The organism is Turicimonas sp. TL08, assembly GCF_054660695.1.
This window is the reverse complement of the sequence record NZ_BAAGDP010000019.1, coordinates 34,588-53,509: the sequence shown is the minus strand read 5'-3', so window position 1 is coordinate 53,509 and position 18,922 is coordinate 34,588. Positions and strand designations below refer to the sequence as shown.

Annotated in this window: 16 protein-coding genes, 1 tRNA gene and 1 CRISPR repeat array; of the genes, 12 read left to right on the top strand and 5 right to left on the bottom strand. The window is 41.5% G+C overall.

The annotated features are described in order from the left end of the window. Positions 1 to 413 precede the first annotated feature (413 nt). The 8 genes from cas9 to ACYQ4O_RS09860 all read left to right on the top strand — a co-directional run bounded on the left by cas9 (position 414) and on the right by ACYQ4O_RS09860 (position 10,954). Complete coding sequence (cas9, locus tag ACYQ4O_RS09895; protein WP_460175494.1) at positions 414 to 4,682, top strand: type II-B CRISPR-associated RNA-guided endonuclease Cas9/Csx12; 4,269 nt, start codon at positions 414 to 416, stop codon at positions 4,680 to 4,682. Positions 4,683 to 4,685: 3 nt separating this feature from the next. Beyond that, the gene (gene cas1, locus ACYQ4O_RS09890; protein WP_460175493.1) at positions 4,686 to 5,606 is read left to right on the top strand and encodes a CRISPR-associated endonuclease Cas1; all 921 of its coding nucleotides are present in this window, start codon (positions 4,686 to 4,688) and stop codon (positions 5,604 to 5,606) included. 93 nt (positions 5,607 to 5,699) lie between these two features. Next, complete coding sequence (cas2, locus tag ACYQ4O_RS09885; RefSeq protein ID WP_066592705.1) at positions 5,700 to 5,990, top strand: CRISPR-associated endonuclease Cas2; 291 nt, start codon at positions 5,700 to 5,702, stop codon at positions 5,988 to 5,990. Beyond that, positions 5,959 to 6,570 (top strand): CRISPR-associated protein Cas4, encoded by a 612-nt coding sequence (gene cas4 / locus ACYQ4O_RS09880; RefSeq protein ID WP_460175492.1) that lies wholly within the window; start codon positions 5,959 to 5,961, stop codon positions 6,568 to 6,570. Before cas2 ends, cas4 begins: the two co-directional genes overlap by 32 nt. Positions 6,571 to 6,712: 142 nt before the next feature. After that, positions 6,713 to 7,473: a CRISPR direct-repeat array (repeat unit 37 nt; unit sequence GTTTCAGTTGAAGGATGTAAGTTTGTAGAATTGAAAC). A 389-nt stretch (positions 7,474 to 7,862) separates the two neighbouring features. After that, on the top strand, positions 7,863 to 8,126 hold the full coding sequence (locus ACYQ4O_RS09875) for a FeoA family protein (RefSeq protein ID WP_460175491.1): 264 nt from the start codon (positions 7,863 to 7,865) through the stop codon (positions 8,124 to 8,126). Then, positions 8,116 to 8,343, top strand: a complete 228-nt coding sequence (locus tag ACYQ4O_RS09870; RefSeq protein WP_066592699.1) for a FeoA family protein — start codon at positions 8,116 to 8,118, stop codon at positions 8,341 to 8,343. Before ACYQ4O_RS09875 ends, ACYQ4O_RS09870 begins: the two co-directional genes overlap by 11 nt. 7 nt (positions 8,344 to 8,350) lie before the next feature. Beyond that, positions 8,351 to 10,699 (top strand): Fe(2+) transporter permease subunit FeoB, encoded by a 2,349-nt coding sequence (feoB, locus tag ACYQ4O_RS09865; RefSeq protein ID WP_460175490.1) that lies wholly within the window; start codon positions 8,351 to 8,353, stop codon positions 10,697 to 10,699. Positions 10,700 to 10,705: 6 nt separating this feature from the next. Continuing rightward, positions 10,706 to 10,954: a FeoC-like transcriptional regulator gene (locus tag ACYQ4O_RS09860; RefSeq protein ID WP_066592694.1), complete on the top strand. Its 249-nt coding sequence runs from the start codon at positions 10,706 to 10,708 to the stop codon at positions 10,952 to 10,954. Positions 10,955 to 11,042: 88 nt separating this feature from the next. Here the strand turns inward: ACYQ4O_RS09860 and ygfZ are convergent, their stop codons facing one another. Then, complete coding sequence (gene ygfZ / locus ACYQ4O_RS09855; RefSeq protein WP_460175489.1) at positions 11,043 to 11,957, bottom strand: CAF17-like 4Fe-4S cluster assembly/insertion protein YgfZ; 915 nt, start codon at positions 11,955 to 11,957, stop codon at positions 11,043 to 11,045. 235 nt (positions 11,958 to 12,192) lie between these two features. Here ygfZ and mltG point away from each other — a divergent pair, with 235 nt between their 5' ends. Genes mltG through holB form a run of 3 tightly spaced genes read left to right on the top strand, consistent with a single transcriptional unit; the run spans position 12,193 to position 14,848 of the window. Then, positions 12,193 to 13,203 carry an endolytic transglycosylase MltG gene (gene mltG, locus ACYQ4O_RS09850; protein ID WP_460175488.1) on the top strand — a complete coding sequence of 337 codons (1,011 nt, stop codon included), beginning with the start codon at positions 12,193 to 12,195 and terminating at the stop codon, positions 13,201 to 13,203. 2 nt (positions 13,204 to 13,205) lie between these two features. After that, positions 13,206 to 13,820 (top strand): dTMP kinase, encoded by a 615-nt coding sequence (gene tmk / locus ACYQ4O_RS09845; RefSeq protein ID WP_308513536.1) that lies wholly within the window; start codon positions 13,206 to 13,208, stop codon positions 13,818 to 13,820. After that, a complete protein-coding gene (gene holB / locus ACYQ4O_RS09840; protein ID WP_460175487.1) occupies positions 13,811 to 14,848 on the top strand; it encodes a DNA polymerase III subunit delta' in 1,038 nt (345 codons plus the stop codon). Before tmk ends, holB begins: the two co-directional genes overlap by 10 nt. A 4-nt stretch (positions 14,849 to 14,852) precedes the next feature. Here holB and ACYQ4O_RS09835 read toward each other — a convergent pair whose 3' ends face one another. The 3 genes from ACYQ4O_RS09835 to ACYQ4O_RS09825 all read right to left on the bottom strand — a co-directional run bounded on the left by ACYQ4O_RS09835 (position 14,853) and on the right by ACYQ4O_RS09825 (position 17,389). Then, entirely contained in the window at positions 14,853 to 16,418 is a 1,566-nt protein-coding gene (locus ACYQ4O_RS09835) for a tyrosine-type recombinase/integrase (RefSeq protein WP_460175486.1), read from the bottom strand. A gap of 278 nt (positions 16,419 to 16,696) precedes the next feature. Then, positions 16,697 to 16,780: transfer RNA gene (locus tag ACYQ4O_RS09830), tRNA-Leu, on the bottom strand. A 51-nt stretch (positions 16,781 to 16,831) separates the two neighbouring features. After that, on the bottom strand, positions 16,832 to 17,389 hold the full coding sequence (locus ACYQ4O_RS09825; RefSeq protein ID WP_460175485.1) for an NUDIX domain-containing protein: 558 nt from the start codon (positions 17,387 to 17,389) through the stop codon (positions 16,832 to 16,834). Between the two features lie 177 nt (positions 17,390 to 17,566). Here ACYQ4O_RS09825 and ACYQ4O_RS09820 point away from each other — a divergent pair, with 177 nt between their 5' ends. Next, the gene (locus tag ACYQ4O_RS09820; RefSeq protein WP_236578504.1) at positions 17,567 to 17,800 is read left to right on the top strand and encodes a hypothetical protein; all 234 of its coding nucleotides are present in this window, start codon (positions 17,567 to 17,569) and stop codon (positions 17,798 to 17,800) included. Between the two features lie 315 nt (positions 17,801 to 18,115). On the opposite strand, the gene ACYQ4O_RS09815 is transcribed toward ACYQ4O_RS09820, so the two are convergent. Beyond that, the gene (locus ACYQ4O_RS09815; protein ID WP_460175484.1) at positions 18,116 to 18,742 is read right to left on the bottom strand and encodes a Spy/CpxP family protein refolding chaperone; all 627 of its coding nucleotides are present in this window, start codon (positions 18,740 to 18,742) and stop codon (positions 18,116 to 18,118) included. Positions 18,743 to 18,922 lie beyond the last annotated feature (180 nt).

The window sequence follows — 18,922 nt, the reverse complement described above, 5'->3', positions numbered from 1 at the left end:
CTCATGATCTCATAAATTATCTATTTAGGTTATCTAGTTTAGCACAAAAAGTCAACGAAAGCAACTGAAAATAAAGAATTTTTTAGGATTTTAAAAAGTTAGGTATTCTAGAAATGCAATTTTTCAGTTCTGTGATTTCAACTCTTGCCCATGTTAGCTGCCGTAAATTTGCGTAGCTTTCTTAACTCGTCGCATTCTTTCTCTTAAAAAAACTTGAAAAACAGTTAGTTGCGTTTTACTTACCTTTGACTGAGGTATCCCATGGAAAATTAGTGTCAATCTGTTAAAAATAGGGGATAATCGGTAAAGCAAAAGAAGAATTTATTTGTAGTGATTTGATCTTGGGGGGAGCTTTTCTTTTTTTTCTCTCCGACAGATGGCGCTATATAAAAACTCATAACAAGGAGAAAAAAATGGGCTCTTCTAAGTATATTTTCCCTGTGGGAATCGATATGGGCGCAAAGTATACCGGCGTCTTCATGATTTCTCATCTCGACGGCGTCCTCCCAACCGCAGCTGACGCGACAGCAATGACGATTGTGAACTCCGATAAGATTCACTACTCTATGAAACATAGAACTGCGGTGCGGCACAGAGTCCGATCAAAAAAGAGATTTGTTCTGGCTCGTAGACTGCTTAATCTTATTGTTGACCATCAGTTAATGAAAGCAGGTCTTGTCCTTAGCGCTCAGGAAAAATCTCAGCTGACAGAAGCTTTGTCAGGATATTTAAAGAGAAGAGGGTATTCACGAATCGAGACAGAAATCGACCTTGATAGCTTGAATGATGTAGATCCTCTTGTTTTTGCCATGTGTCCCGGGTTTGAAGATTTCTTTAGTTCCGATATTGAACTTTTAACTCAGTGGAACTCTCTCACAGCCGATTTGTCCGAAGTAAATAAAATAAATTCAAATAAAAAAATTCCGGATGCAAGAACCTTTAAAAAATACGTCAAGGATAATTTTCCTGACTACAGTTCAAAAGAAAGTTTAGAAAGATATCTTGAAGCAAGAAAAACAATTATTGAGGCAGCTCGACAAATTTCTGAATTGACTTCTCTCGGCCATCTGCATAGAGAAAAATATTTAGATAATATTCTTCACGATATGGGCCGCGATTCTCGGCTGAAAAAGATTGAAGAAGCTTTCGGAGGCATAGGTAGGTTTTGGAACTTAATAGGAAATTTGTCAAATCTCCAGCTGAGAGCGCTTCGCTGGTATTTTAACGATCCTTGGATTGAGAAAGTTAAGCCTGTGAAGCCTGAAAACTCTCAGCCCTTGAATGAGCAAAAACTCAAGGATATCTGGGTTAGAGCTTATAAGTACTTTCATCCGGATCCTGAAAACAAGGCAAGAATTTCAGATGTGATTGGAACTCTTTCCAAAGCTGATGACATAATTGACTGCTTGTGTGAATTAGATTGCAAGAGCACAATTCCGCCGTATGAGGACCAAAATAATCGCAGACCTCCTCTTGACTACACTCTTTACCTTAACCCTGCTAAGCTCACTGAGGTCTATGGCGACTCATGGAGGAGCTGGGCTTCTCGTTTGGTTAACGCAGATTCTGATTTGCAAGACAATTTAGATGTTATTTTGCAAAATCTTGATAGGAAATCTAGGAGAACAACTCAAGACTCTTTGGATTTTCGACTTTCTTACATTCTTCAAAGAGCTTTAGACCGCTCCAAAGTAAATGATATTTTCGAAATAAGAAAGATACTTTCTAGCCCTACACTTTATTCTGAAGCTGCCGCAAGAAATTTGCTGTTGTTTAAGACGTTGGAAGAGCAAAATTTTGGACCATTTTTGGATTTTGCCAGAAGATATTTCTACGAAGTAGCAAAGGCACAGAAAGGGTTGTGGGATGAGAAAGAATCCATTCTGGAAAGATCTGATTTGCATCCAAAACAGAAGAAAAAAGTTTTAGATCGTCTTGTAGCTAATGTCCTAAGAGTTGACGAAGAGACAGCAAAAAGATTTATTGCTGACGTTTGGAACAGAAAGGTCAAAGGCAACAGTACGGTAAAAAGTATTTGTACTCGCATAGAGCAATTAAGAAAAGATCGAGGTTCCGCTTTTAACTTAGACTACCAAAGTGCCTTGACCAAAGCCGCTCTTGGTAATGAAAAATTAGATTCAGAAGAAAAAGAATATGTGAAGCTGAAGCAGGATGTTTTGTTGACAGCGGCTTTTATTGGAGAGCAGTTGGGTCTGTCAGATGAGCAAAGAACAAAATTTGCGAATCCCTACTCCTTAGCACAACTTTATACAATTATCGAGACAGAAAGATCGGGCTTTACCAAAATCACTACAGCTGCTTTATTGGAAAATGCGTGGAGATTAACCTTTAAGAATGGTGCCGCCCAATGCGGTCCACTACCTGCTGACTCAGTAAGACCTTTTGACGGGTATATGAGAAGAGTTTTAGAGAGGAATGCTCGCGAAGTAGGTAAACGTCTGGTAGAAAAAATTAAGAGGGACACTCAAGATCAAGGCGCCGAGATCGTAGTACCGATTTTAGTTGAGGAGAATAAATTCAACTTTACTGCCTCTTTGCTGGAACTTAAACGGTTAGAGTTATCGGATTCAAGACTTAAAAAGAAACAAGAAAAAATCGAAAAAGCTGGGGAGGCTCAGAAAAAGAAATGGCTTTCTAAAGAAGAAAGAATCAAAGATGATGCTAAGGGGAACTGCGCATACACGGGTATACCTCTGAATAGTGAAGGAGAAATAGACCATATTATTCCCAGAAGCAAAACTATCAAAAATTATTCTTCAATTTTTAATTCTGAAGTTAATCTCATTTTCGTATCTAGGCAGGGAAATGCGGCTAAAAAGGAAAACCTCTACTTCCTTAAACAACTTAACCCATCATATTTAACTGCAGTTTTCGGAACATCTGACCTTTCCGCTATTGAGAGCACGATAGAATCAACTGTTCGACATCTAAACGAAAATAAACGACTCGGATATTTAGATTTGTTAAGTCAAGAGGAAAGAAATTGTGTGCGTCACGCCCTATTTCTGAATCCTGGAAGCGATGCCAGAAAAGAGGTGCTCTCAGCTTTGGGAGTTCGCAGAAAAACTGTAGTGAATGGTTCCCAAGCTTGGTTTATACGATCTCTTAGAAGCTACTTGGAAAATGACTTGCAAAATTGGCTAACAGAGACCGGCAACAAGTTATCTTTTGATGCATTTTCGATTCCCGCTTTCACTGTGAGTGCGTTACGTTCAAAGCTCGGGGAGCTTGACAACTCCATGTTTAAAGAAGACATTCAATCCGTCTCTTCTCACAGTGTTGATGCGATGTGCGTTTATGCAGCCGCATGTGGAGATGCGAGTGCAGAATTTGTCCTCCATGGGGACGCTTTGCTAGCCGATTCACATAATACGAAAGCCGTCCAACTTCTTAAAGAGTTATATCCTGAGACGTGTCAAGTGGTTCAGATATCTCCAAAATCTTTTTCTCAAAAAGATCGAATTAATAATTCGGCTATCTTTAAAGACACTATATATGCAGAAAGATTTTTGAATATTTATAAAAAGAAGGAGGAGATTTTTGTTGGATTTGATAACGATAAAAAAGGCTCTAATGAAAAAGAGAGTCTGACTCAAGTCAAGGGTAAGAATCCTCATCTTCTGTTGCAGATTCTTGAACCGTTCTTTGAAAAAAGGAACGAGAATAAAGACGAAGGCACTTACCGCATTGACAAAACTAAAGCTTTCGAATTGATGAGCAAAGCCGGCTGTGCTTTATTATCTAACGATGAATCAAGGCAGCTTAGTCTTCTGAATCAGCTTCATTACACTACTTTGAAGCAAGAGGTATTGACTGAATTGGTAGATACGGCCTCTAAAAAAATTAAATTGAAGTCGAAATATCAATCTAACTTCGAGGGAGAATTTTTGCTTAAATTGGAGCTGAGAGACAGAGAAAAACAATTTTCAGCTAAAGGAAATATTGTCTATCCTTCCTATAAGAGATGGCAAGAACTATCAGAGGAGTTGAGTAATTTCCTGACTGCTTGCCCAGAAGCAGGATTGGAAGAAGTCAATGCCAGATTATCATCTTTATGGACAACTCCGGAAAAGAGCAGAGTAAGACATAAAAAAGTTAAAAGATCTATGAGCTTACCTATGCTGGCATCTCAATCGGGAGCTGTGCGCATAAGAAGAAAAGATTTTCGAAGTGGGTACGTTTACCAGTCAATTGATGCAAATCAGCTTTATTATGGTTTTTCTAAGAAGGACGGCAAGATTTTATTTAATTCTCCGCTACCACATCCTCGATTAACAACCAAAAATCTAAAAATTTATGAATACCAGTATCAGCCTGTTAACGAGTGTGTAAAGATGGACGAGTGGAAGACCGTTTATGAAAATGAAGGAGTAATAATCGAGCACGCACCCGGCACTAAAGCTCGCCGATACATTAGAGCTACGCTTCCATTTGACCTTTATATATTGTGGGATAAAGAGCTGCAAAAAGCCAAAGATAAAAGTTCCTTAACTCTTCCAAGTAAAGTCATACGTGAGACAAAAGAGTTTTTTGAGGAGGGCATTTATAAGAACGAAGAACTGGCACAGTTTTTCCCAAAACCTAGGGAGAACAATAAGAAATTTACGCTGAATATTGAGCTTGTCGGAAGTACGGTTAAATTCTCTTACGTGACTGCATAAGTTATGAGACATCTTACAATTTCTTCGATAGGAAGCTTTGTAGGCTTGAAGGGAAATTTACTTGTAGTTAAAGAAGACAACCAAATCATTTATGAAGCTCCTCTTTCAAGATTAAGAAGTGTAAGGCTGGAGCGGCACATTGCGTTGTCTTCTGATCTTGTTTTAGCTTGTGCGTCTCGTGGAATTAAACTTGTTTTTCTTGATTGGAGAGGTGTAGGAGTCTCCGAACTATCTGGAACGTACCAACATGCTGTTGTCAAAGTACGAAAGAGTCAATTCGATTTCATTAATTCGGAAAACAGCTGCTCCCTAGCACAAGAAGTGATAAAGACAAAAATCAAGAATCAACGTGCCGTATTGCTCTATTTCAGCAAGTATTTATGCAAAAAAGGATTGCCTGCTGGTAAATTACTGAAGGATATAGCTGATGATATTACTCCTCTTCTAAACTCGATCAACTCTATTAATAGAAAAGATGCAGAATGGAGAGCCACGCTTCTAGGTATTGAGGGCCGAGTTTCAGTCCACTACTGGCAAGCTCTTCGAGATACTCATCTTCTTCCTTCGCCGTTTACTAATCGAGAGGGAAGAGGAGCACAAGAGATAACAAACGCAGCTCTCAACTACGCTTACGCAATTCTACAAAGCTATGTGCAATCTGCTCTGGTCAACGCCGGGTTGGAGCTGTATGCCGGATTTTTGCATGTCGATCGACCCGGCAAACCATCGCTAGCTCTCGATCTGATGGAGGAATATAGGGCTTGGGTTGTAGATCGGACGATTATAAAAATGAAATCCAGTTTAGAAAAAGGTGAAGATGAGAATCGACAGCTCTTGGATAAAAATTTAAAGAAGCAAATTTCAGACAATATTGATGCGGTAATGTCTGGATTGGTGCTATACAAAGGGAAAAATGCCGCTTAGAAAATGTCTTACAGCGACAGGTTTACCGGCTTTGCGCAACGTTTGTGGGTCAGAAAAGATATAAAGGGTTAACTTTCAAGTGGTGAGGAAGAAATGTATGTAAATTATTTAGTCTGCTATGACGTTTCTGACAGCACGAGAAGGAAGAAGTTTTCGGATTCTCTAAAAGAGTTGGGTTTGGTACCACTGCAAAAATCAGTTTTCTATGGAGGTCTTAATCCGCCAGAGGCTCGAAGTTTAGAGGTTCTCGCAAGAAAAGTTTTATTGGACGAAGAGGACAGGTGCTTGTGGTTCCCTTGCCACTTAGACATAAATAAAGTACGGGCCTGTTTGGGATATAGAGATTTTCAATATGTTGAAGCCGACGGATATCTTTTCCTTTGAAGACAGTATTCCCATTTCTTTAATTCGGCAACACTGTTTTTGTCCCAGGATACCTTTTTTCTATCTCGTTTATGGCATGACCCCAGAATTGAAGCCATGGGTTGAGGAAGGACTGACCTTTCATGAGAGGATGTCGGTTTTGCAGAAACGTCGAAATCTTTCTTCAGTTCGCTTTGATCAGGGAAGGTTTGTACCCCATGTAGACGTTAAAAGTGAACTTCTTAAGGTTCACGGAAGAGTGGACGGGGTCTTTTTCTCCAACTCGGGAGATATTTACCCAATTAAGTTTAAATTGGCTGAAAAAGAAGAAATTAGAAGAGATCATGTGCTCCAGCTCTCAGCTTATGCGCTCGCACTAGAAGAAAAGTATTGCAAATCTATAAAACAGGGATTCTTGGTTTTAGGAAAAAAGAGAAGGGTATTTGAAATCAGGATTGATGACCAGAAAAGAGAAGATGTAAAGAAGTGCTTAGAGCACATTAAAGCCTCCCTTGTTGCAGGTTTATTACCTGAGAGCTGCGCAAGTGAGAGGCAATGTTGCCAATGCGAATATTTAAACTTCTGTGCAGATAGATTTTAGGATTTTCTTGGTTCTAATATTTAGGGGACAATAGGAGACTTTGTTAAATAGATATAAACCCACTTTTCCCATTTATTTTGCCCTCTTAAATTCTCTCGGGAAAGTATTATGACAACCTATGAGAGGCGCCTGCGTCTGAGTAGTTTCAGTTGAAGGATGTAAGTTAGTAGAATTGAAACATTAAAGGAATGGGTTCGGAAGCTTATGAGTACATGTTTCAGTTGAAGAATGTAAGTTTGTAGAATTGAAACTGGAGCATCGGGGATAAAAAGCGGGATGCGCCACGTTTCAGTTGAAGGATGTAAGTTTGTAGAATTGAAACTACCTCTTTTGACCTGCTAAAAGCTAATACTTTTGTGTTTCAGTTGAAGGATGTAAGTTTTTAGAATTGAAACCTGACTCGCTCTCGGGAGCGTTGCGATTTCAAGATGTTTCAGCTGAAGGATGTAAGTTTGTAGAATTGAAACTTTTAAAGATTTTCCCCCTTTCCCTCCTAATTGATCTGTTTCAGTTGAAGGATGTAAGTTTGTAGAATTGAAACTTTTAAGAATGGTTTGAGCTGGATTTCTGACAAGCTGTTTCAGTTGAAGGATGTAAGTTTGTAGAATTGAAACGCTATCAATTGAAATCAAAGAGGAAAAAACTGATGCGTTTCAGTTGAAGGATGTAAGTTTGTAGAATTGAAACAGAATGAACTAAAAGGACAGTTACCGATTTACACGTTTCAGTTGAAGGATGTAAGTTTGTAGAATTGAAACGGTAACTTTTACATTGACTCCGCAGTCCACTCTTTGTTTCAGTTGAAGGATGTAAGTTTGTAGAATTGAAACCAAGATTGAAGAAGCTATGAATAACAAAGCCTTCAAGTTTCAGTTGAAGGATGTAAGTTTGTAGAATTGAAACTCTCAGCTAATGCTATGAAATTTAACAATTTTATTTTGTGTTAGCTGAGGATTTTTTCGAAACACTTCAAATTGCACGAAAAGTGCCGAATTTTTCGAAAATTTTGTTTTTTTGAAGGGTTTACCCCATCCTCTTTTCAACAAAAAATCTAGATTTTTGTGATTCAGGTGATTCTTCGTTCCAGCAATGTCTAATTGCTTGTGCAATCTCTCGTCTTTTAACTACCAGGGTTTCCGTTTTAACTAACGCAGGTAGGAAGCTCCTTAAATTTTTCGAAACAAAAATCTCCTCAACCCAATCAAAACAGAGTTTGTTCATAACGGCTTTAGTGTTGTTGATAATCGTTCTTATTTGCAATATAATCACTGGATTGAATAACGGAGATTCCGATGCCTCACGCAAATTTAACTCAGGTTTCATTGTGCGAAGTCCCTGTGAACCAGGTGTGCACTTTGGTCAAATGGGGAGCCCTGGACGAACCAACGGTTCAACGTTTGAATCAAACAGGTATCCTTCTCGGTGTCACCATCCGAGTTGCAGAACAAACCATCTCTGGTCCTGTCGTAGTCGTATTAAATGATTCAAGACTTGCCATTGGCACGGAAATCGCTAAAGAGCTTAAAGTTGTCTTGGGAGAAAGAAATGCTTCTTAAGAATATGCATCCCGGAGAAAAAGGTCAGATCGTTTCTTTTAAAAGAGGTTTGCCTGAATACAGAAAAAGATTGCTTGCCTTAGGCGCTTTGCCCGGCACAGATTTCGAAGTCACTAGAGTGGCTCCTCTTGGCGATCCTGTTGAAATCAAACTGAGAGGTTCATACATTAGCGTCCGAAAGGGCGAAATCGAAATTTTGGACGTTAAACCCATTTAAGTACTAAATGCCTATAAAAAATACTATTTGCGTGGTCGGTAACCCAAACTGTGGTAAGACCACGCTCTTTAATGGTCTGACAGGTTCGAATCAAATCGTCGGAAACTGGCCCGGAGTCACCGTAGAGAAAAAAAGCGGTGACTTTGTTTATAAGGACCGTCACATTACAATTGTCGACCTGCCTGGAATCTATTCTTTGCAACCGAGCTCTGCCGCAAGCATCGACGAAAAAGTCGCTCGCGATTACATCCTTCAAAACGAAGCGGAATTGGTTGTTAATATCGTTGACGCCAGTAATCTGGAAAGAAATCTTTATCTAACGGCACAGCTTATTGAAATGCGTGTTCCAATGATTGTAGTTGTGAACATGCTCGACGTCGCTGCCGCTCATAAGATTGAAATTAATATTGAGAACCTTCAAAGAGATTTGAACTGTAAGGTTGTCGGTATCGTTGCTTCGAAAGAAGAAGGTCTTAAAGAGTTGTGTGAAGCTATCGATGAACAGCTCGATGACCTTAAAACTCCTCCTAATCCAATTGCGTTCCATCCTGATATTACGGAAGCCATTAAGCAAATCGGCGCTTTACTGGCGAAGCAGAATGTTGAGAAACCTCAGTGGGTTGCAGAGCAGCTTCTTGAAGGGGACGAAGAACTTCTCACTCGTCTTCATGGCGTTGACTTAACAGAAGCTAAAAAGATTATCGATGCTCTTAACGAGAAATACCAAGGTGACTTAGATATCGCGATGGCGGATGCTCGTTACAGCTTTGTATCTGAAGTCGCGGCCGACTGCATCATCAGAAAAGGCGAAGTTAATCAGAGCACTACGGAAAAAATCGATAAGTTTGTTCTTAACCGTTGGCTCGGTATTCCGTTCTTCCTGTTCGTGATGTATCTGATGTTTGTTTTCTCAATCAACATTGGCTCTGCATTTATTGACTTCTTTGACATCCTTTTCGGCGCAATCTTTGTAGAAGGTTTTGGAAATCTCCTCACCTTCTGGGGAACGCCGGATTGGTTAAAGACAATTTTGGCTGACGGTATTGGCGGCGGTATTCAAACTGTTTCTACTTTTATTCCGGTGATCGCTTGTTTGTTCTTAAGTTTGTCCTTCTTGGAAGACTCTGGGTATATGGCCCGAGCTGCCTTTGTGATGGACCGCTTGATGAGAACTTTGGGGCTTCCGGGTAAATCTTTCGTCCCATTGATTGTTGGTTTTGGCTGCAGCGTTCCTGCCATCATGGGGGCAAGAACGATGGAAAAGAGATCCGACAGAATTACTACAGTCCTCATGGCTCCGTTTATGAGCTGCGGTGCGAGACTGCCGGTTTATGTTCTCTTTGCAACAGCTTTTTGGCCGTTAGGGGGACAAAACTTAGTTTTCTCTCTTTACCTGATTGGTATTGTTGTTGCCATCATCACCGGCTTTGTACTCAAACGTACGGCTTTGAAAGGCGCACCTACAGCCTTCGTCATGGAGATTCCTCCTTACCATTTACCTACAATCAAGACATTGGCCTACCGTACATGGGATAGATTAAAGAGCTTTATTCTCAAGGCAGGTCAGCTGATTGTCATTATTGTTGCGGTTTTAGCTTTCTTGAACTCTTTAGGCACTGACGGTTCCTTCGGCAACGAAGATACTGACAAATCCGTTCTTTCCAATATCGGTAAGACCATCGTACCGGTATTCGAACCAATGGGTATGCAGCAAGATAACTGGCCTGCTGCTGTAGGCATCTTCACAGGCATTCTTGCAAAAGAAGCTGTAGTTGGCACGCTGGATTCTTTATATTCCGGCATGGGAACTCGTTCTGCTCAAGGCGACGATAGTGAAGTTAACACTGTTAAAGAACCTTCTCCGGCAGTAGAGGAAGAAGAAAAAGAATTCAGCATTTGGGAGTCCGCAAAAGAAGCTTTTGCCACTATTCCGGAAAATCTTTCCAAGCTTGGGGATTTCTTAGTTGATCCGTTGGGTGTCAATGTAGAAAAAGACCTGACTGACGTTGATGAGCAGGCTGCAGAACAAGAAGTTGGTGTTGGTACCATCCACAACATGAAGAAACTTTTTGACGGAGATTTAGGCGCTTTCGCTTATCTCGTTATGGTTCTTCTTTATATCCCATGCTGTGCTTCGATTGGTGCAATGTATCGTGAAATCGGCGCTAAATGGACCATCTTTGCAGCGTTCTGGACTTCAGCTCTGGGCTATGGCTCTGCCACATTGATCTATCAGATTGGACGTTTTGGCAATCACCCGGTCTATTCTTCCGTGTGTATTGCTGCAGTCTGCTTAGTGTTCATTCTTATCTTTGCCTATCTAAGAAAAGAAGGTAAAGGTCCGGTGATGGAGTAAAAGCTAATGACATTAAGCGAACTTAAAATCTTGGTGCAGGAGCGGGGACAGATTTCTCTGAAAGAACTCTCCCTCCACTTTGGGTCTGATGAGTCTGCTATTGAAGCCATGATGGATCGTTGGATCCAAAAAGGACTTGTTAAGAAGGTTGAGCCAACAAAAGCTCAATGTTCAGGATGCGCCTTTTGCGGAGATGACGCACGTTTTCATTACGAATGGATTGGGCCTAGAGTTGTGAAATTTGTGAATAAATAACCGAGTTTCGAATTAATCCTCCAAAAAATCGGCTGCTCAAATGACATAAGGTTGAGCAGCCGATTTGTATTAAAACAGCAAAGAAGTTCTAGATCTTGCTTTCAGGCAATGTAACGGTGTATGGGAAATCAATGACCTTGACGGATTCTCCTTTAACGGTGAAGTCAGAGTCAAGATAATCAGCCCTGATAACGAAGAGGAAAGTATTACCAACGCATTGGATAACACGTCCCATCGGTTCGTTAATCATGAAAACTTCAGTCCCTTCATCAACGTTTTCGATGTTGGCCTGACCAAGAAGCATGCGGCGTTTTACACGGCCGAGATGCTGAGTCTTAGCAACGACTTCTTGTCCAGTGTAGCAGCCTTTATTGAAGGAAATAGCACCAATCAAATCCAAGTTCAGGAACTGTGGAAGCCACTCTAAGCTTTCAGCCTTGTCAATCAAAGCGACACCTTCTTCCATTAGTGCTTTAGGAAGCATATTTTCTTCAGTCTTACCGGATTCCATCATGTCAGGCAGTTTGCCAAAAGCCACGAACTTGGCGGAAAAGCCGTCGGCTGCCTTGCTTGGAAGACGTACTACGGTTACTGACTTTCCCCGGTAGGCCTTCATCGGTTCTGCTGGAATAGCGGGGCAGACGGTAATTTTTTCAGAGTCTTTTTCTTTTGTTGCGAAGAAAGTGATGGGAATAGACTCGATGGCGATGGTGACTTTACTTCTAAGAATAAACTTAGAGAGTCTTTGAACTTCTGTCTCAGCAATTGAGACAGGCATCATCAAACCGAATCCGTTAGGAATTCTGAAAATTAAAGAGGAAGAAGCTACACGGCCTTGATGATTGCAGCTGGCAGTCCATTTTGCTTCGTCTTCTTTAAAGTGATGAACATCTTGGGTTAATTGGCCCTGAAGAAACGATTCAGCATCGTCTCCGGTGACAGAGACTAAACGGTAGTTAGGTTCATTGCTGAATGTCCATAAATCAGAACTAGACATAGTCATAATTTTCTCCATTTCTAGATTTTGCTAGGTTACCTTCCAAGCAATGTACTGAATGGCATTGCTAAACAAATTAGGCAACGAAGGTTTTAAAGATTGTATCTAATGTTATGAGAAGCTCAAGACCTTAACGGAACTCAATCTCATAAGTAAAATTAATAGCTCCAAAAACTAAAGTCGGAAAGTGCTTGTGTAGGTAAACTTGAACTTCTGAACAAAAAGACTGTAGGAGATGATATTGCTCAAGATAATTAAGTATTTTGCACTTGCCGCCGCAGCTGCGGCAGCCCTCGCTGTCTGCTATGGTTATTGGTATGTTCAGGATCGGATTGTGCCTTTTCCGGAAGGACAACAAGAATTAGTATTAAAAGTTCATAAGGGAGATACCACAAGAATCATTGTGAGGGAAATGCAGTCGGAAGGGCTTGATGTGCATCCTGACATATCAGCTTTAGCTTTTAAGCTGTTAGATGCAGATAAAAATATTCATGTCGGCCGTTACCTGATTCCTAAAGGCTGGACTCTTAATGAAATCATTGCTCATCTTAAAAGCGGCAAGGTGATTATGAGCAAGATCACCTTCATTGAAGGAACGGAAACAAAGAAAATTGTCGATAAGGTCAATTCAGACACTAACTTAGAACAGAGCACTGAACCGGTTACTATGGAGAATGTAATGAAGGTGGTTGGAGCACCTGAAAATACTCATCCCGAGGGTCAGTTTGCTCCGGATACATTTGTATTTGCCGCAGGAACTCCTGTGAATTCCATTCTCAAACAAGCTTATAACGAACAGCAAAAAAGATTGAAAAAAGTTTGGAACTCTCGCGATCCTTCCATTGCGGTAAAGAATCCTTATGAATTATTGATTCTTGCAAGTATTATCGAAAAAGAAACCGGGCATCCGGAGGACAGAAATCTGGTCTCCAGCGTGTTTAATAATCGTCTGAAGAAAAATATGCTGTTGCAGACAGACCCGACGGTTATTTATGGAACGAAAGACTATCAAGGAAAGATCCTTCGCTCTCATTTGACTGCCGATCATCCTTACAACACTTATATTCACCCGGGGCTTCCTCCAACTCCTATTGCTAATCCAAGCTTGGCTTCTTTAGAGGCCGCTGCGCACCCTGCGGACACCAAATATTTATACTTTGTGGCCAAAGGTGAAGGAAAATCTTATTTTTCTCAAACCTTACGGGAGCATAATGCGGCCGTACAGAAATATTTAAGAAGCAAAGGAAAGTAATCGTGAGTGCAAAACCAAGAGGACGTTTTATCACAGTAGAAGGCGTGGACGGCGCAGGTAAAAGCAGTCAAATCGATGTGATAGCACAAGCGATTCGGGACAGAGGAATTGAGTTAGTGATCACGAGAGAGCCTGGCGGAACTCCGACGGCTGAAAAAATAAGAGAAATTCTCCTGCACGATGAAATGTCTCCGAAGTGCGAAATGCTTCTTATGTTTGCTTCTCGTCAAGAGAATTTAGACAAGGTAGTTAAGCCGGCAATTGCTGAAGGGAAGTGGGTGCTATGCGATCGCTTTACCGACGCTTCTTATGCTTACCAGGCTTATGGGCGCAATCAGCCCAAAGAATGGGTGGATTTGTTAGCTGACTTTGTTCATTCTGATATTTCTCCCGACAGAACAGTTTTGTTCGATATCGACACCGAAATTGCTGCAGCAAGACTTCAAAGAAAACTTGATCGTTTCGAAGCTGAAGAGAAAGACTTTCATAGAAGGGTCCGTGAGGGCTACCTGACTCTGGCAAGAAACGAACCGGAAAGATTTTTAGTTATTGATTCTTCTCAGCCAAAGGAAGAAATAAGCGCTTTCTTAAAAGAGGAGTTTTCTAAATGGGGCTAGCTCCTTATCCCTGGCTCCAGAAGCCTGCAGAGTTATTAGAGTCCTTCACAAAGAAACTCCCGAGTTCGATTCTTATTCACGGTCCCCGAGGCAGCGGAACGTATGAGCTTGGAGAAGCCTTTGCTAAGTTAATCTTATGTAGTTCTCCTATAGACGGACAGGCTTGCGGACAATGTGCTGAATGTAAGTTAATTGAAGCAGGCAACCACCCCGATTTCAAACTGCTCCTCTCAGAAGCAGAGGAGGCGATCCATCCTCTGCCATGGCAAAAAGAAGCTAAGCCGGTCACGGGCAAGAAAACTATATCCAGAACTATTTCTATCGAACAGATCCGTGCATTAAGCGACTTTATCGGAATCAGCTCTCACCGAGGAGGGCGAAGAGTTGTTTTGGTATATCCCGCTGATACCATGATGGCGGATCAAAGTTCAGCTCTTCTTAAAACTCTGGAAGAGCCGCCTCCAAGCATGGTTTTTATTCTCGTGTCAGACAACTTGGATAGGATGCTGCCGACGATTCGTTCAAGATGCCAGCTTGTGAGAGTTGCACCTCCGACACAGGAGCAAGGAGTTCAATTTTTAAAAGAAAAGGGTGTTGAAAATCCCGTCGAGGAACTAGCTAAGCTTGGCGGAATGCCTTTACTTTATTTTGAGCAAGATCAGAAACTGCGCCTAGATCCGGAAAAAGAAGAAAAACTTCTAGACCTACTGGCAAAAGGACCTGCTCTGGATGCCCGCAGCATAATTGATCTTTCTTCGGCGGAATATTCTCTGGTGCCTTTAACTACGCTTTTGCAAAGATGGTGTAATGATCTGGTTTTAGTCTCTCAAGGACTTCAACCGCGTTATTTCTTAAGAAGAGCAAATCAAACAAAATCTATAGCGTCTTCAGTTAATCTCAAAAAGCTGTATGCATTTTGGGATGACCTGAATACAACCAGACGCCACCTGCAGATTGCTTTGAATCCCAGGATGATGACGCAGGATATGTTATTTAAATATAAAGATATCTTTCGAAAAAGACGGTAGTTTTTTATAGGTCTGGTTTCTTCTTCAGAGCCTCTACGATAGTCTGTTCATCCGGAATAATGTACTTACTGGTTGTGCCGACTGAAGCATGCCCAAGAGCAGTTTGTACGACGTTAACCGGCATGACTTCCAAACTTGTTACGGCAAAGGTGTGTCTGAGCCAGTGAGTGGAACTGGTGCGTAGTTTGGCCGCGTCCAATGGACGTTCCTTTTTAATATGGTCAGCGACATCGCCTAAGAAATTAGAAAGGATGACGTAAAGACCTGAACGGGTTACGCCGCCTTCTAAATTCTTTTTAGATTTCCTCATAGAAGCCAGAAGCAGGGATTGAGAACCGGCTTCATCTCCCAGTGGCGGAAGATTGCGGAGTTCTAAGTAATCGGAAATCATTTTTACTTGTTCATTGGACAGAGGAAGGCGTCTTTCTTTGTCTCCTTTTCCAATGACGGTAATAAACATCACGCTGCTGCCGCCGATGTTGCGAGCTGCAATCCAAGAAGAGCGGGCGTTAATCATTTCGCTGCAGCGCATGCCCAGACCTTTTCCTAGAAGCAGAATAACTTTTAATCTTGCTTTTTGAATGGACTCTGGCATCGCCTCAAGATAAGCAAGGATCTCGTCCCATTGTTCTTTAGACAAAGATCGATCAGCATATTCTTTCGGCTTTCCTTCCCCCGGAAGAAGCGGTATTTTGGGAGATATCTGATCGAAAGGATTCATTTTCAGGTATCCCGTCTTTTGCAAGAAGGAAAAAAGCTGACGCACAACGGTCATAGCAATTTTTCTGCTGGAATAAGACAAAGCCGAGCTAAAAGGGCGCCAAGCTCCGGACGATCGAGTTGTATTCTTTGGTCCTAGCCAGGTACTTTGAGGCTGGTTCCAGCGGGCACCCCACGTTTCATCGCTTGAGCGTCCAAGCATTTCTAACCAAGTTAAGTATTCGGCGCAGTCTTCCAAGGTAAGGGAGGAGAGGGCGGTTCTTTTTTCGATAATGGCCCAAAGAAGAAATCTTTCGGCTTCTTTTTTATAAGCAGCTTGAGTATTTTGATTTTTTCCTCTTGCTTTCAACCAAGAATGAATGGCCTGTAGGTCATCTTCAGCACTAAGTTGACAGTTGGCTTTGACTCCGCGGTTTGTTCCTTCTCTTCCGTTAAAAAGATCAGGCACCTTAAAAGATTCGAGAGGAACAATTTGTGAGCGCTCGGAGTGCATGAACCCAGCTCGTTGCGGAACTTTTTTGAAGTGAGTTTCAGGATTAACGACTTCAGTAAATTGGGCTCCTGCTACAACCCCGATTTTATGTCCGTAGTAAAGCTTGGTAAGTTCAATGGCCTTTTTTAAAACCGAATCCGGAAGCTCTACTCCTTCTAGGCGATGGTCATACAACCATTTAAGGATTCCATTCGCCGTTTCCTTTTCAAGATGGACGGATTTCCACCAATTATTGTCATTGATATAAATTAAGTCCATTAAGTCATCTAGGTTGTATATTTCGTTGGACTTAAGGTGTTCCGAGACATCTTCAAAAAAGTACTGTGAAAGGGGAGCATCAAAATCTAATTGGGACATAACAATATTGTTTTTTCAGCAAGCTTAGGTTTTGGCCTGTGTTGTGTTCGATTATGGTTCCAAAATTCTTCCTCAATAATAAGACGGAAATCAGCAGAAACGAGAAGGTAAGATTTCAATTGTCTTTTAAGAAAGAGAAAGTTTTACCAATGTGCTTGGGGTTATAGTTTATGGATGAGCATTACTCACTTCAACAAATGCAATTTAAGCTTTGACTTGCTTGCTATATAAAAGAAGATTTTTACGCCCTGAGTAGCAACGGATATGAAAGAATTGGTTGGTGCGAGAGGTCGGACTCGAACCGACACGTCTAAGACACTAGAACCTAAATCTAGCGCGTCTACCAATTTCGCCACACTCGCTTTTTGAAGAGCCGTAATTCTACTACAAAATCAAAACTGAGGCTTTTAAAATTATTTTTTAGAGAAGTCTGCTCCAGCCAAGTATTTTTCTAGCCAAAGAGAGCCAATTATGGTTTTTACATCAGTAATCTCGCCGTTCATGGATTTTTTGACAAGTTCTTCCCATGGAAGAAGGGAGAGTTCTACGAATTCTCCGGGATCAAGATGTTGTTCTTTTTTCAGAAGATCTTTGGCGAGGTAGATCCAAATACTTTCGTTTGAATAGCCGATAGCATTATTGATCTTTCCTAAGAAGACCCAGTTTGCGGCTTCGTAGCCGGTTTCTTCTAAAAGTTCGCGTTTGGCACAGACAAGAGGATCTTCATTTGGGTCCAATTTTCCGGCAGGAATTTCTAAAAAAGCTTTTCCGGCTGGGTATCGCCATTGTCTTTCTATAACAACTTGGCCGTCATTGGTTAAAGGAATAATTGCCGCTGCTCCAGGATGTTTAATATATTCTCTGGTTGTTATTTTTCCGTCCGGAAGTTCAACTTTGTCTTTGTAAATTTTTAAGAAGTTGCCTTTGTAAACTTCCTCTGTTGAAATTTGCTTTTCTTCGAGAGAATCCATTTCAAGTCCTTATAGCTAGTCACTTTTGACGAATCTCAGAAAGCTTATCACGTTGGTATGAGTTTTCTAAGTATTTGCCTTAATGCCTAGAATAGGTTCAGGGACTTTATTCTTCCTTATTAACTTGCAATAATTTACAAAGGAAGGGGGTGCAAGAAAACCCCAAAAGGAATTACGATGAGCACAAACACTATACCTTTAAGAACTTCTCAAAGTTTCGTTAACTGGTTCTCTATCTGCTATTTTGCATGCGCAATCGGCATGTTCATCTACCTCTGGGCTAACACTCCGGTTATTGCAGATTTATGGACAAGTCTATTAGATTTCGCCTTCAACATTATGTATGTTGTAATCGGTGCTCTTTTATGGCCCGGAACTCTGTTGGCCATGTTGGTAATGGGCTTTTATTAATTTTTTAGCAAAACGAACGGTTAGGCTCCATTGAGTTTTTCTCTTTGGAGCTTTGGTCGTTGGTTGTCATTTTAGTATTTGCTACAAAGCGGTTCCGAACGGGCCGCTTTGCCTTTCCAGGAAACGGCTCCCTCATTTTTTAGAACGTTTTGCAGTTAGGCAAATTTAATCACTAAGATCTTTTTCTAAACCGTGTCTGTTTTGGCAACTTAAAACAGGAAAGGCTGCAAACACATGTTATGTTTGCAGCCTGCGGAGTTAGAGTTTAAAAACTGCGCTTTTTAACTTCCGGCAGTTCCTTCTAACATTTTCCTATTAGACCGGAGCTTTGGGCATAGGAGCCGGAGCGCCTTGTGGACCGAAACCTTGCGGTCCGAAGCCATGATGGCGTTGCGGAGCAAATCCATGATGACGTGGTCCTCTATGGCCTCTGAAGTGGCTCTTGCTTTCGAGAGCTTCTAAAACTTTAACTTGTTCTGGAGTTAGAACCTTAACAAGTTCAGCACGAGCCTTGATCAGGTTTTGAGTAGCCTCGAGTTGCTGCTGGAGTCTGGTAACTCTTGCTTCTAAACGCTGTTCTTGGCTGAGCTGCCAGCCCGGAGCTTGCTGGTTCGCATTTCTCTGAGCATGAAGAGCGTCGATAGCAGCGGAATAGTTATTCCAAGCGGGCTTCTGAGAATCGTTCAAATTAAGAGAGCCAAGCAAGTAAACTTTTCTGTCCTGATACCCGACTGCTGGACCGCGCATTTGATTGCCCGGGCCAAAATAGCAAGGAGCGCCGTTGTAAGTGCCGTAACAAGGTGCGCCGCAGTTAGGACCAGGACCCATCATTCCCATACCGCAGCCGGGGCCTGGTACCCACTGAGCAGATGCGGCAGTTGCTAAGAGTGCTAAGGAGCCGATAAGAGATCCCTTGAGAAGGAGCTGAGATGCTTTGTTCATCATGGTTTCCTTTGATTGAATTATTGGAGGTATGGAGCTTCTTGCTCCACGCATACAAGATACACAAAAAGCCCGATATGTAACATCCTAAGTGTTAATTTGATTAACTGAGCGTAATAATTCGTAATACGCAGGGCAATTTATTTACATTTCTCAGGCCGAGGCTAACTATTATTCGCT